Origin of the sequence: Edwardsiella piscicida, assembly GCF_021733145.1 — a bacterium.
Classification (GTDB): domain Bacteria; phylum Pseudomonadota; class Gammaproteobacteria; order Enterobacterales; family Enterobacteriaceae; genus Edwardsiella; species Edwardsiella piscicida.
Window position 1 is genome coordinate 2142531 of record NZ_CP090968.1, and the last position, 13668, is coordinate 2156198.

General features: G+C 46.6%; 12 protein-coding genes. 9 read left to right on the forward strand and 3 right to left on the reverse strand.

Annotated elements, in window-relative coordinates; translation table 11 throughout:
- Window positions 1-443: 443 nt before the first annotated feature.
- Window positions 444-1385 (forward strand): DMT family transporter, encoded by a 942-nt coding sequence (locus L1P05_RS09710; RefSeq protein ID WP_034167962.1) that lies wholly within the window; start codon window positions 444-446, stop codon window positions 1383-1385.
- Window positions 1386-1570: 185 nt separating this feature from the next.
- On the opposite strand, the gene L1P05_RS09715 is transcribed toward L1P05_RS09710, so the two are convergent.
- On the reverse strand, window positions 1571-1924 hold the full coding sequence (locus L1P05_RS09715) for a diguanylate cyclase domain-containing protein (RefSeq protein ID WP_012848866.1): 354 nt from the start codon (window positions 1922-1924) through the stop codon (window positions 1571-1573).
- Between the two features lie 330 nt (window positions 1925-2254).
- On the opposite strand from L1P05_RS09715, the gene L1P05_RS09720 reads away from it, so the two are divergent.
- From L1P05_RS09720 to L1P05_RS09745, 6 genes are all read left to right on the forward strand, one after another.
- Entirely contained in the window at window positions 2255-3448 is a 1194-nt protein-coding gene (locus L1P05_RS09720) for a CaiB/BaiF CoA transferase family protein (protein WP_015683391.1), read from the forward strand.
- A 2-nt stretch (window positions 3449-3450) separates the two neighbouring features.
- A complete protein-coding gene (locus L1P05_RS09725) occupies window positions 3451-4389 on the forward strand; it encodes a hydroxymethylglutaryl-CoA lyase (protein WP_012848869.1) in 939 nt (312 codons plus the stop codon).
- A gap of 59 nt (window positions 4390-4448) precedes the next feature.
- Window positions 4449-5714, forward strand: a complete 1266-nt coding sequence (locus L1P05_RS09730; RefSeq protein WP_012848870.1) for a 3-isopropylmalate dehydratase large subunit — start codon at window positions 4449-4451, stop codon at window positions 5712-5714.
- 10 nt (window positions 5715-5724) lie between these two features.
- Complete coding sequence (locus tag L1P05_RS09735; protein WP_015461669.1) at window positions 5725-6228, forward strand: LeuD/DmdB family oxidoreductase small subunit; 504 nt, start codon at window positions 5725-5727, stop codon at window positions 6226-6228.
- Window positions 6218-7375, forward strand: a complete 1158-nt coding sequence (locus L1P05_RS09740) for a 2-methylaconitate cis-trans isomerase PrpF family protein (RefSeq protein ID WP_012848872.1) — start codon at window positions 6218-6220, stop codon at window positions 7373-7375. The genes L1P05_RS09735 and L1P05_RS09740 overlap by 11 nt, the downstream gene beginning before the upstream one ends.
- Before the next feature lie 471 nt (window positions 7376-7846).
- Window positions 7847-8335, forward strand: a complete 489-nt coding sequence (locus tag L1P05_RS09745; protein WP_080514640.1) for a YbhB/YbcL family Raf kinase inhibitor-like protein — start codon at window positions 7847-7849, stop codon at window positions 8333-8335.
- Between the two features lie 280 nt (window positions 8336-8615).
- On the opposite strand, the gene L1P05_RS09750 is transcribed toward L1P05_RS09745, so the two are convergent.
- Window positions 8616-9137, reverse strand: coding sequence for a papain-like cysteine protease family protein (locus L1P05_RS09750; protein ID WP_012848874.1), 522 nt, complete (start codon window positions 9135-9137; stop codon window positions 8616-8618).
- 544 nt (window positions 9138-9681) lie between these two features.
- Here L1P05_RS09750 and L1P05_RS09755 point away from each other — a divergent pair.
- Window positions 9682-10296, forward strand: a complete 615-nt coding sequence (locus L1P05_RS09755) for a hypothetical protein (protein WP_146203337.1) — start codon at window positions 9682-9684, stop codon at window positions 10294-10296.
- 403 nt (window positions 10297-10699) lie between these two features.
- Here the strand turns inward: L1P05_RS09755 and L1P05_RS09760 are convergent, their stop codons facing one another.
- The gene (locus tag L1P05_RS09760; protein ID WP_034167960.1) at window positions 10700-11992 is read right to left on the reverse strand and encodes a VasL domain-containing protein; all 1293 of its coding nucleotides are present in this window, start codon (window positions 11990-11992) and stop codon (window positions 10700-10702) included.
- A 362-nt stretch (window positions 11993-12354) separates the two neighbouring features.
- Here L1P05_RS09760 and L1P05_RS09765 point away from each other — a divergent pair, with 362 nt between their 5' ends.
- Entirely contained in the window at window positions 12355-13278 is a 924-nt protein-coding gene (locus L1P05_RS09765; protein WP_012848877.1) for an IS5 family transposase, read from the forward strand.
- The last annotated feature ends 390 nt before the right edge of the window (window positions 13279-13668 follow it).

The window sequence follows — 13668 nt, forward strand, 5'->3', positions numbered from 1 at the left end:
CGCCACAGGTTAGATAAGTGCGACCACGCGTTGTACGCGCCGGCTACGTTAACATGTCTGCATATTATTACTCAATAGTACCAGAGCACTCCCCCGTAGCCAGCCAATAATAAAGAAAGAGATCTAAATATAAAAGCAGAAAACCGCTCTGCGCTATGCCAACGTATTTTCATTAAGCGATGTTATCATCACCGAAAGGAAATAAAAAACGCTAATTTAGCCTTAGCACAGCGATAGTGATCTCGATCGCAACCATCATAAATATTAATATCTAATTTGGGATCGAGCGATAACAAAAAAGTTATTAACATTCTACATCACGCGCCAATGGAAAACAAAAAGACTTTATATTCAATTGGTTGCAATATTGGCATGATAGGTGCTTTATACATTCCGTCTTTTTCGTCAAATCACTTCCGATTACATAAATGAGTGAGGGTATTATGGATGGTCTGTCTAAAGATAAAAAAACAGCGTATTTGCTTCTCGTTGTCCTATGGCTAGTCTGGGGTAACTTCTGGGTTGTATCAAAGAATGCTCTCCCTGTAATGGGGGGGGCCTGGATGCTAAGCCTACTCAAGATAGCGGGGGGTGTCGTCGTATTGTTCATCGCGCTTTTCATTAAAAGAAAAAGCCTGTCAATGACACCGCCGCCGTTCCTTCCAACACTACTCTATGGATTGACTCAAACCACTGGATTTACTGCGCTGACCGTTTTTGCACTAACTCATGGCGGCGCCGGGAAAGTATCGGTGTTAGCCTATTCAATGCCGATTTGGGTTATTATCTTAAACACGTTAGTGTTAAAGCAAAAATTAGCCATTAGTCAGGCGATTAAACTCTCTATTCCTATTATTGGTTTTGTCATCGTGGTCGCACCTTGGAGTATTAATGAAAGCAAACAAGTCATATCCTCTGTCATGGCGTTACTGGGTGGACTCTCCTGGGGGATTAGCGTGCTTATCCTCAAATGGATTCTTAAAAAGAATCCTACCGTCAATGTATTAAACCTTACTGCATGGCAAATGCTTTATGGACTCATTCCGTTAATCGCACTGGCATGGTATATGCCACATCCCCCGATTGTTTTTAATCAGACATTTATTTTATCTTTCCTCTATATCGCTATCGTTGTAAGTGCATTAGGCTGGTTCTGCTGGGCAGCTATTGCCAGCAAGCTCCCGGCTAACATTGCCTCGATCAACTCACTTGCTGCTCCGGCAGTTGCCATGATGTCCGGTATGATTTTTTTAGGAAATATGTTATCCGCGACAGATTTACTGGGCGTCACGCTGATTTTTGGCGGTATCATTATCATATTTGCGACATCAAAGAAGAAAAGCAATAAAGTTTCCACCACCGTAGCTTCATCACAAAAATCATAATATAGTGAAATGCCTGATTAATACAAGATAGAACGTTTTCCCCACCCTACAGATTGCCATCCTAGATTAGGATGGCAATTTTTAATCTTAAGATGAGCAATCACGGTCTCTCTATCACCGCGCAATAGATTTCCTGCTCCCATTCAAAAACAGAAAAACAGAAATGCTCCCTATTTATAGCACCGTTAATGAAAATAATACCGCTCACCAATGACAACATTAACCTTTTCTGTACATTTATCATCTTTATTATTTTTCTTTTCTAATTTATTTTTATACATTAAACGATCAACCTCAGCGGGCGTCTTTTCAAGACTGGTCTTAAATTCACAATAGCCCAGTGAAAAATCGAATCCAATATCCATATAATTGTTAAACGCAGTATGAACTAGCACCCTGATATCACAGATATGTTTTTTAATATGAGCACGACCTTCAACCGCCTTAACGATGACGAGAAACTCATCGCCACCAACTCTAGCAACAAGGCTATTATTCACTGAAAATACATCAAGCAATATATTAGAAAAAGAAACCAATATATCATCTCCGCTCGCAGGGGTGTGTACTGTTAACCTGTCCGTAAATGTTATAAAGACACATTAACGCCAATAAAAACCGCGCCTGTAGAGTAGGCAGAATATTGCCCCAGTCTCGCGCTGGCGTTGATACCAGAATCCAGACACATAACAAAATTGTTTTATAGATAACGATATTGTTATAGGCATATCCCTCTCCCCTTTTTTCTCAAAATCAAAAAATCAATAGTTTTCAACATATTACAACAAACTCTAATTGCATTAAAAGTTGGCATGATATCTGCAACCTTAATGACATCATCAACAAACACCTATAGAGAGTGATGCGCTATGAGCAACAAAACAATCAGTGACCTGGTGGTACTGGATCTGACACGTGTGTTAGCAGGCCCCTTCAGTGGGATGTTACTAGCTGATATGGGTGCCACGGTGATCAAGATAGAAACGCCGGTTCATGGCGATGACAGCCGCTCTTTTGCCCCATTTATTAATGGCGAAAGTGCTTATTACATGAACTTAAACCGTAATAAAAAAGGGATGACGATCAACCTGAAAGATCCCGATGGTGTTGATATCTTCCTGAAACTAGTCGCCAAAGCAGATATTCTTATTGAAAACTTCCGCCCAGGTACCATGGAAAAACTAGGCGTTGGCTATGAAAAATTAAAAGCAATTAATCCTCGCCTCGTATATGGCTGTGTATCGGGATTCGGTCACTATGGCCCTTATTCAAAACGTGCTGGTTACGACATCATCGGTCAAGCAATGGGGGGATTGATGAGTACCACGGGTTGGCCAGGTGGCGAAGCTACCCGATGTGGTACCGCAATTTCTGACGTCCTCGCAGGTTTGTTTATGACGGTAGGCGTTCTCGCCGCAGAGCATCGTGCAAGAATGACGGGCGAAGGACAAAAAGTGGATGTTGCCCTGGTTGACTCCGTCGTCGCTGGACTCGAAATCATTAATCAGATCTATTTAAGCTCCGGTCGTCTCCCTGGGCGTAACGGTAACCGTTATGAATCGATCTACCCGTACGACTCCTTTAAATGCTCGGATGGAAGCATGGTTATCGGGGCCGGTAACGATAAGCTGTATCATGCCCTTTGCCATCTGATGAATATGCCTCATCTGATTGATGATCCGCGTTTCCAGACTAACCCTCTGCGCGTAAAAAATCACAGCGCGCTGAAAGAAATCATTGAAGAATGGCTGAGTGATAAAACTATCGATACCGCCACCAATATGATCCTTGACGTTGGTGTTCCCGCTGGCCCAATCAATACCATTGATCGCGTCGTTAATGACCATCATATCGCCAATGTCCGTGAGATGTTTGTAGATATGGAACACCCGATCGCGGGGAAAATTAAAGTTACCGGCAACCCAATTAAGCTTAGCGAAGATCATTACGTACAGCCGGAGTCCTCACCTCAGCTGGGGGAACACAATGTAGAAATTCTGCAGAAATACCTTGGGTTGAGTATTGAAGAAGTCAATGCACTGGCCAACAAGGGGGCACTATAAAAATGAATGCTGCAACCGGTTCATTATTTAGCCTGCCGGCATCGGTAACGCTAACTGAAGTCAGTCCACGTGATGGATTTCAAAACATTGAGCAATGGATTCCAACAGAAACTAAAATCAATATAGTTGAAGGGATTTTTCGCAGTGGTGTAAAAAATATCGAAGTAACGTCATTCGTTAGCCCGAAAGCGATTCCTCAAATGAAGGATGCTGCGATAGTTGCAGAATACGCTGTTGCCATGGCAAAAAACACTGATGTTAATATCATGGCGCTAATTCCAAACGTAAAGGGCGCGGAGCGTGCGCTTTCATGCGGCATCAGAAAAGTTAACTATATTATTTCAGCAAGTCCTCTACATAATAAAAAAAATATGAATCGGACTCCACAGGAGTCATTTGAAGCATTATGTGAATTAAAGAAAAACTTTCCAGAGGCAGATGTGACCTTAGGTGTTGCAACGGCTTTTGGCTGCCCATTCCAGGGTAAAGTACCCGTCGATGATGTTATTACATTAATGCGTGCCGCCCGAGATATTGGTATCAATAGCTTCACCTTATGCGACACCATCGGTGTTGCTAACCCGCGGCAAGTCGAAACTTTACTACATGAAGTCAAGAAGAATTTTTCTGATATTCAGCTAGCACTACATCTCCATAATACCCATGGGATGGCTCTGGCAAACATCTATGCCGCCATGCTGCAGGGGGTTGACCGCTTTGAAAGCGCTATCGGTGGACTGGGAGGATGCCCCTTTGCGCCGGGTGCGGCCGGAAACGCGGCAACAGAAGATTTAGTCAACATGCTAAATCGCATGGAAATTAACAGCAATATTGATTTAGCCAAGCTTTTAGATGTTGCCAATCAAATCCGGGAACTCGTACCATGCTCTATCAGTGGTATGTTGGTAAAAGCCAGACGCTATGACGAATTCTCCTTTTAACTAATATGTTATGTAAGGGCGGTTTCCATAGTTAAACTGCCCTGCTAGAGTGAGGATGTATGGGCAAAACAATTGCTGAGAAAATTATCGCGGAAAAGGCTGGCGTTACAGAGGTCAGTGCTGGTGATGTCGTTTGGGTTAATGTGGATAAGGCGATGATGGATGACATCCTCGGGCCTCGGGTGCAGATTGCAGAGCAGATGGAAATGCTCAAGATGCCAATTCTGTACCGCGATCGTGTCGTTGTTATCTCGGATCACTACACACCTCCGGCGAATACCCGACAGGCTGACATTGTCAAATTTACCAGGGATTGGTCCCGAGACCACGGCATCAGTAATTATCATGAATTTAAAGGGCCATGCCACCAGATCATGGTTGAAGAAGGGCATGTTCTTCCGGGTACTTTGATTCTGGGAACAGATTCACATACCTGCATGGGGGGAGCGCTTGGTGCTTTCGCCAGTGGCGTCGGCTCTACGGAGATGCTGGGGATCTTAGTCACAGGGAAAACCTGGCTAAAGGTGCCTGAAACCCAGAAGGTCGAATGGAATGGTAAACTCCAGCCGGGAGTGATGGCCAAAGACATCTCATTGAAAACGATCGGCCGTATCGGCCATGCTGGGGCGACCTATCATTCAGTTGAGTTCTGTGGTTCAACATTTGCTGATATGCCAATTGAACAGCGTATGGCCATCACCAACATGGCCGTCGAAATGGGTGCTAAAGTCGGTTTGATGCCAGTTGATAGACTGGCTCAGGAATACTTGGAGAGTATGGGCATTAGCGCCAAACAATATAAAATATATCAACCTGATGCCGATGCACACTATATTAACACGCTCCACTTTAATGCTGAGGATCTGCCTCCGCAAATCGCCTGCCCGCATAATGTGGATAATGTGACAGACATTATCAATGTTGCCGGAAAAAAAATCGATCAGGCTTACCTCGGCTCATGCACCGGTGGTCGTTATAGTGACCTAGAAGCGGCAGCCAATTTTTTGAAAGGTAAAAAAATAGCCAGTGGTATCCGCTTCCTCGTCTCCCCGGCATCACAAAAAATATGGCAAAAAGCCAGTCATGATGGGATCCTAAGCACTCTTGCTGATGCCGGCGCGACCATTCTTGCTCCAACCTGTGGCGTCTGTGTCGGCCTACATTCCGGTCTGTTAGCTGATGATGAAACATGCATTTCTGCCAGTAACCGGAACTTTATTGGCCGCATGGGAAGCAAAATATCAAATATTTACCTGGCATCACCGCTATCTGTAGCAGCAGCAGCATTAACCGGATATATAGCTTCACCGCAAAACTTTATGTGAGGAAGAGATAATGAACAATCATATTCGAGGTAAGGTTTGGAAATTCGGTGATAATATAAACACGGATATTATCTCACCTCCTCAATATATGGAACTAAGCATTAAAGATGCTGCTCCATATTGCATGTCAGCGGTCAATCCTGATTTTGCCAGTCAGGTTAGAGTGGGTGATATTTTTGTCGCAGAAAATAACCTTGGCTCAGGATCTTCCCGCGAGACCTCTCCCTTAACATTAAAATACCTTGGTATTCAGGCTGTTGTCGCATGTTCTTTTGCTCGGATTTTTTATCGCAATTGCATTAACCTTGGTATTCCTGCAATAACGACACATCAGGCAAGCGAGATTCATCAGGGGGATGATTTAGTTATTGATATTACTCAGGGTGAGATTAAAAACATAACGCAGGGAACGATTTATCAGTGCACCAAACTACCTGATAATATTATGGAGATGATCCGCGCCGGGGGATTGGTAAACTATTTAAAAAAAGTAGGAGCTAATCATGCAAACTGAAACAACGCTGTTTCCCGTATCTATTGTGAGAGGGGGAACCAGCAAAGGTATTTTTATTATGAAAAATGCCTTGCCGGATGATGAGGCGTTAAGAGATCGGATCATTTTATCCGTTTTTGGTAGTCCGGATCTGCGTCAAATCGATGGTCTGGGCGGTGCTGACCCGCTGACCAGCAAGCTTGCCATTATCTCTCCGTCAAGCCGAGCGGATGCCGATGTTGACTATATTTTTGGCCAGGTAAGCATTACCGATGCTTTTATCGACTATAAAGGCAATTGCGGTAACATCTCCTCTGCTGTCGGGTGTTTTGCCATCCATAAAGGCCTAGTGCAGGCTCAAGAGCCGATTACCACTATACGTATCCATATGGTCAATACGGGACGTATTCTAATCGCCCATGTTCCTGTTAAAAATGGGATGCCCAGCGTTGATGGTGAATTGCAGATTGATGGTGTGCCGGGAACGGCTGCTAACGTTGAGTTAGATTGGGCCGATAGCGGCGGTGCTACCACCGGATGCCTATTGCCTACCGGACAGCCGTATGACGTTATTGAATGTAGGGATAGAAAATATAAAGTTTCTATTGTTGATGCGGGTAACGTCACTGTTTTTATCTCCTCATCCGATTTAGGTCTACAGGGCACAGAAACACCGGCTGAAATCATTGCCGATCCAGACAGAATGAATCTAATTGAAGAAATTAGGGGTAAGGCAGCACAAAAGATAGGATTAGTTGACGATTGGCGCAACGCTGCGAATACGATTCCTTTTGCACCGTTCTTTTCAATCGTTAGTGCCCCCAAGAAGCACACTACATTTAACGGTAGGGATATTGACGAGCCCGACTGCGATATTATTTCACGCTTAGTTTTTATGCAAACGATGCATAAGGCTCACCCTGTTACGGGGACTATTGCATTAGGCGCCGCTGCACGTATTCCTGGTACGTTAGTCCATGATATATTACCATTACATGCTCATCAGCGTGAACGCTTGAACATCGGCCATCCCAGTGGAATTATCTTTATCGATACCGCCGTCATCCAAGAGGATGGTGGATATAAACTATCAAAATCAGTCGTAAACCGCACCGCTAGAATGTTGCTAGACGGTTATTTTTATCTTCGCAATAGCATTTTATATTAACAGGCGGGAAAAGTACGCATTGGTTAAGGACACGTTCATACTTCATGACGTGCCCTTAACTGCAGCCAACAATAAATATATTATTATCATTGACAATTAGTATTAAGCATAGAGGATATGGCCAGCCATATCACTCATAACGATCAAGCATCTCTCGCTATAAGAATTGACATGTTCTCACCCACGGCGTTGGAAGAACTATTTTCATAAGGTGACTGATGCGGCTTGCTTCAGTTGAGTAATTATCATGGAGTATCACCATGCACTATCTCATCATCATCCGTTACCCACTACGCCTTGCTGATTAATTTATTGCGTTAAAAAATCAGATCCTATGCATTCCGGCCCATATTATTATCACATAATAATGGCCAATAACAGTCGCACCGATGGAGATAAGCTTATGTTTACCAAAAAAATCTCTCTAGAGCATTAATACTATGTGGTTTATTTAGTCTAAGCGCTCATGCAATGGAGTTGAGTAGCCCAACGGTAGAAAATAGCCAGGGGCTACAGAATGCGCAAATCTTTAACGGTTGGGGATGTACGGGAAAGAATGAGTCGCCGGCGCTAACATGGACCGACATTCCTAAGGGAACAAAGAGTTTTGCGCTGACCATGTATGACCCGGACGCTCCCACAGGAAGCGGTTGGTGGCATTGGATGATGATCAATATACCCGCTAATGTACACCATCTATCTGAAAATACCGGGGTAAAAAATAGCCAGACTTTACCGAAGGGCGCCATTCAGCTACGTAATGATTTCGGCTATGATGGCTTTGGCGGCGCTTGCCCTCCGGCTGGAGCAAAGCCCCATAACTACCAAATTACCATTTATGCGTTGAATGTGGCAAAGTTAGATATTCCAGCGAATGCTTCTCCTGCCTATGCGGGTTTCTTTATTTTACAGCATAAGATCGGCGCAGCACGCTTAACTGCGCCCACAAATGCACGCTGAGTATCGTTAATACACAGGATAAAAGAATCGTGATCTTCTGTTTCTTTTATCCTTCATGCTCTCATGAACAGCGCTTAAGAAGCACACCATGCTTTATTATCAATACCGCAGGACTGCACGCGATAGGCTATCGTTAACCAGGCAAGGATTCCATGTATCATCAGCAAATTAATCTTATATATAGCATTGACATAAATGTGCTGACACGGAGCAAAGGGAGGCGGTCATTCGCGCCGATCGCTGATCGCGCCCCATGATTGAGCTGAGCAAAAATAGCCATTTAATTTGGCTCAAGCAATGGTTGCATTTTCATTGCGCAGTTTACGGAGAATTGATTAAGGATTAGTGTGCCTTCCAAGATCGCCATGAACTGTTTAAACTTCATTACCGTTGGCTTCGATTTTCTAACGCTATGTAGATTTATACTTAGCGGGTTATATATGATAATCTCATTCTGCTTAACTCTAACCCCGACGATTAGCACATAATGCCCAAGGTTTAACCCCGGTATTCTTGACTTTATAGCGGCAATAATGGGTCCGTGGCGCAGTAACTCTTCTTTATATTTTTCTGGCTTATTAATGATGTTAATCTTTTGGCAAAAGCTTTCCTCCGGATCAAAGCCGAAGCTCATCCTATTACACTTTGCAGTCTTGGTGAAGATATCACTTGGCAAGTAGTTTTTTTTGCAATACCATTTTAACAACGCATCTTGGCAATACCACCCGCAGTTAAGATCAATAACGCCACCGACGCCAGGTCTCCATTGGTTAAACATCTCTACCTTGTAGAAAAAATCCATTTTCGGCCTCACCTCTGATAGTTAAAGTTAGTGTCTATGCCATTATAAGCACTTCGCTTAAAAGTCTATTCCATGTTAATATCAATAGATAATTGGTGCACCTTACACCCCCCCAATCTTTACCGATATCGATATTGACGGCAAAGCCTTCACTCATCCTATGACCTATTACCATCACCCCCTGTTGATCGAGTGCATCGCTAATCGATGCCGTTATCGTCTCACCTTGGTCTCTTTGGGGTTATCGCAAAGTAGAGTATATTATCTAACCACGTTGATTTTGGAATAAATGTCAGATGTATATATGTTTATTTTCTAAACTTAAAGCTATAGCCCTCTATTTCCCCTGTCAACTTTTTTTCATATGCAGATTCAATAATCAATAGTAATGAATTTTTTCTAAAAAACTCAGAGAGCACGCGCTCCCCGCGGTTAATAGCAATAGACAGTTTTATAGAACTGTCTACAGAAAAACAAAAGCAAGCGTCATCGATAGCGCTTATGTTAACGGCATGTTAAACCAACTAATGTCGAGGGTAGCAAAATGCTAAAAAAGATCGTCCCAAATCGCCGCATTATTCTTGACGGGTTTAATAACTCATGCACCGCACCCGATCCTGGCCTCCCTCCTGATTTTTTAAAAGCATCGGGGATGATATATAATATTCAAACATCCGTAAAATCTGGAACATTTTTCAATAGGCAAAAAACCAGTTTAATCGCTGAGGGCCCACATGCAAAATCTCAATCCAGAAACTTCCTCTGGTTGCCATGGGTTGAAGGCGCCGTGACATACTCACCGATAAGCACCATCGATATACTTACAGGCCCAATGTCAGGCTGCTGGGTTTCTGTATTCGAAAGTCACGGGAAGCGCTATGTCGCGCATATTGGAACATCCTTATGCGCTGAGCTCAGTGAGCAAGCAAAGGCATCATGGCGGGCGGCGGTAAACAGTAACACAATCACTCCATTACACGCCTTCGACCCGTTTGTACCCATAGAGTCAGAATTTGAAGCATTTTACAGCATAATCACACCTCACAGACAAATATACTCCGTAGCGCTGGCCTATGCCTCAGCGTTAGACTGCAGAGAGCGAATGATTACACGAATTATACCAAGCGATAATCAACTCATGGATGTGACGGGTTTCTAATATAAAATGGGCCGCCCGCCTCGGTAGACGATCCGGCCCAATCGTTGGACAGCCCAGCGTTATTGAATAAATCGGACTTTTGCTAAATAGAAGGTTCCGATCACGCATCATCCCGCCAACGCCGGCCGTTCCAAGGTAAAGCAGACGTTCAGCATCATCGACTGGCACCGTGGCAATCAAGCCCTCATCAATCGAGCGCCCATGATGCTCTGACTGCACGGTGTAGCCACTCAGGCTTGATGTGCCTCGGCGACGGCCTCATAGAGGCGTGACCCCGACGGCGTCCGCTCACCGTATTCAACGCGAATACCGCCGCGACGGCGACACAGGCAGCGCCGCTCGCCGATACCGTTCGGCACACTGAAAGCGCGTATTGCCCATATTTTTATGCCGGCATATCCATTCAGCGCATTGCCTGCTGCTTGATCAGCGCATAGCGATTTAATAGTTGCTCAAAATAGATATCCTCCTGCAATATCTGCGCAGACGGCAGCGCCGCCCCCTTCTCTCTCTGACTTAATCGATACAGACGCTCCTCTACGGGGATCGTCCGCCCGAAGCTTTGCGTTATGGTAAAGACCATCGATTTCAACTCTGAGCCGGTCAGATATTTGCCTTTACGCTCATCCAGGGCATTCAGGCGGCGGGTCAAATCCGTTAACCCCGCCATGCCCTGATGCCAGCCGGAAAGCGACTCGGCGGGCAGGGCGTTTCCGCTGATATAGCGCTGCCACTGTTCCCGCATTTTCTCCGCCTCAGCGGGCACCGCCCGCGCGGCCAGCGCAAAGCCATACTCCTGTCGCCACAGCGCGGGCATCTGCTCAAGCGTCTTCAGCGAGGCGCCCTTTGCCGCAACGGGCACCGGGCTGAGCGGATTCGGATTGATCACCTGCCAGCCCCACGCGGTGGCCGCGCCTATCGCCAGCGTCGAGCAGATGCCGGCGATGAAGAACCGCCATTTTTTCGCCGGGGGCGGTAGCGCCGCCAGCACCTCCACATTCGCCTGTCGCCTTGGCTGCGCGACATACACCCACTTGACCGAACCGCCGGGCTCATTGCGCTCTTGACGCCCGACGCCGGACAAGATATCAGCCGAGGCACCCATGCCGCTCATTACCGTCGCTGGCACGACAATACCGGCCTGAATAACGGTATCGGCGCGGGATGCGGCGTCGCTGTTTTCCAGCCGGACCGCACTGTTGTGTATCATCGCTCGCAGGGGATCAAGCTGGCTCAGGTGCTTAAGCTCCAGACGCTGTAACACGCCCCCGAGACGGCTAAGCAGCTGCTCTGCCTGATACAGCTGACTGAGATCGCTGTAGCTTAGCGGAAGCGTACGCATCAGCTGCTGCAGACGCTGGCTCAGACCGCCGAGGATCTCCATGCGGGTATGTATCGGCTGCGGCCAGAGCGCGCCCCACTGATGGCTTATCAAGGCATCCAAAATCGCCAGCCCCTCATTGAGTCCGTACAACCCGGCCAGGTGCGTGCGGGCCAGCGTGTACCAGACCGCGGTCTGTAGCTCCACGCCATTGTGTTCAAACAGCGAGAGACAACGCTTTTCGACATAGTGCCAGTTCACATCCGGGCGCGCCGGATGGGTTAATTTGCTCATTTCATCGCGCAGGGCGGCATAATCCGGCAGGGTTCGCGGGTCACCGCCGGTTTTAATTTTACGGGGGGAGGTCTCATTCATAACCAGATATCCATCTGAGGTCTCTACAGCGGTGGAAGATAATGGTGTATGCGGCGGTGCTTCGCCTCGTCAGAACGGTGCCGATGCGCCAGAGCACCCGACGCGGGAAGACACCCGATGCAGCGACGATCGGGCGCCGGGGTTCAGCCTGCGTAGCTAACCCGACCGGCATAGCTGCGCTCGGAAATAGCAGACGTCGACGTCAAAAAAGTCATCGCTATTTGCCGCGCTCGGTATTTTAATGGGATCTTTAAATACGACGTTTCAAATGCTCAATGATCAATGGGCGTTGTTGAATAAATCGAACTTTTGCTGTGTTGAAGGATCAGAGCTCAGATCCTCCCAACAACGAAGACGATGCCGTGGCAAAACAAAATTTCAAAATCACCAACTGGAAGACCTACAACAAGGCCCTCATTAACCATGGCTCCCTCACTTTCTGGCTGGACGATGAGGCTATTCAGGCCTGGTATGAGTCAGCCACGCCTTCATCCCGGGGAAGGCCTCAGCGCTATTCTGACCTTGCTATCACGACCGTCCTCGTGATTAAACGCGTATTCCGCCTCACCCTACGCGCCGCACAGGGCTTTATTGATTCCATTTTTACGCTGATGGACGTTCCGCTGCGCTGCCCGGATTACACCAGCGTTAGCAAGCGGACAAAGTCAGTTAATATCAGTTTTAAAGCCCCCACCCGGGGTGAGATAGCCCATCTGGTGATTGATTCAACAGGACTGAAAGTCTTCGGTGAGGGTGAATGGAAAGTCAAAAAACAGGGTAAAGAACGTCGTCGCATCTGGCGAAAACTGCATCTTGCAGTCGATGCTAAAACACATGAAATAATCTGCGCAGACCTTTCACTGAACAATGTCACGGACGCAGAGGCCTTTCCCGGGCTAATCCGGCAGACACACAGAAAAATCAGGTCAGCAGCTGCAGACGGAGCTTACGACACACGGTTATGTCACGATGAACTGCGCCGAAAGAAAATTAGTGCCCTCATCCCTCCCCGAAAGGGTGCCGATTACTGGCCCGGAGAATACGCAGACCGCAACCGTGCTGTTGCTAATCAGCGTCTGAGCGGGAGTAATGCCCGGTGGAAATGGACAACAGATTACAATCGTCGCTCGATAGCGGAAACGGCGATGTACAGGGTGAAACAGCTATTCGGAGGTTCATTGACGCTGCGTGATTATGATGGGCAGGTTGCGGAGGCTATGGCCATGGTGCGTGCATTGAACAAAATGACGAAGGCAGGTATGCCAGAAAGCGTTCGTATTACCTGAAAACACGACCCGCTACGGGGATCCTTGCCCGAAACCTGATTTATTCAACAAAGCCAGGGGGTGTGCAATAGCTCTGTAGCACCCAAAACCCAAGGGCCTAACTCGCTCGACGGGCGTTATTTTTTGGTTATTTGCGCAGAAGAGGGAAAGACGATAGATTAGCCGCGGGTGCCTTGGACTTGTCTGTCTGGGCAACCAGCAGGCAAAGAAAAAGCCCCACCTGACGATAAATCAACGTGGAGCTTCTCTCATGCACAGACAACATGATAGTAGCCCACTTACTCGCCAAATGGCAAGGAGAAGTCGGCTATGGAGCCACAAAAGCCAGCGCTCATCGCGCTGATCGTTATTAGCATCACCCTGCTGGGCGTGTTGCTACTGACAAACAAG

Coding starts and splice junctions, on each gene's coding strand:
- L1P05_RS09710 (WP_034167962.1), top strand. CDS start 444: ATGGATGGTCTGTCTAAAGATAAAAAAACAGCGTATTTGCTTCTCGTT.
- L1P05_RS09720 (WP_015683391.1), top strand. CDS start 2,255: ATGAGCAACAAAACAATCAGTGACCTGGTGGTACTGGATCTGACACGT.
- L1P05_RS09725 (WP_012848869.1), top strand. CDS start 3,451: ATGAATGCTGCAACCGGTTCATTATTTAGCCTGCCGGCATCGGTAACG.
- L1P05_RS09730 (WP_012848870.1), top strand. CDS start 4,449: ATGGGCAAAACAATTGCTGAGAAAATTATCGCGGAAAAGGCTGGCGTT.
- L1P05_RS09735 (WP_015461669.1), top strand. CDS start 5,725: ATGAACAATCATATTCGAGGTAAGGTTTGGAAATTCGGTGATAATATA.
- L1P05_RS09740 (WP_012848872.1), top strand. CDS start 6,218: ATGCAAACTGAAACAACGCTGTTTCCCGTATCTATTGTGAGAGGGGGA.
- L1P05_RS09745 (WP_080514640.1), top strand. CDS start 7,847: ATGGAGTTGAGTAGCCCAACGGTAGAAAATAGCCAGGGGCTACAGAAT.
- L1P05_RS09750 (WP_012848874.1), bottom strand. CDS start 9,137: ATGGATTTTTTCTACAAGGTAGAGATGTTTAACCAATGGAGACCTGGC.
- L1P05_RS09755 (WP_146203337.1), top strand. CDS start 9,682: ATGCTAAAAAAGATCGTCCCAAATCGCCGCATTATTCTTGACGGGTTT.
- L1P05_RS09760 (WP_034167960.1), bottom strand. CDS start 11,992: ATGAATGAGACCTCCCCCCGTAAAATTAAAACCGGCGGTGACCCGCGA.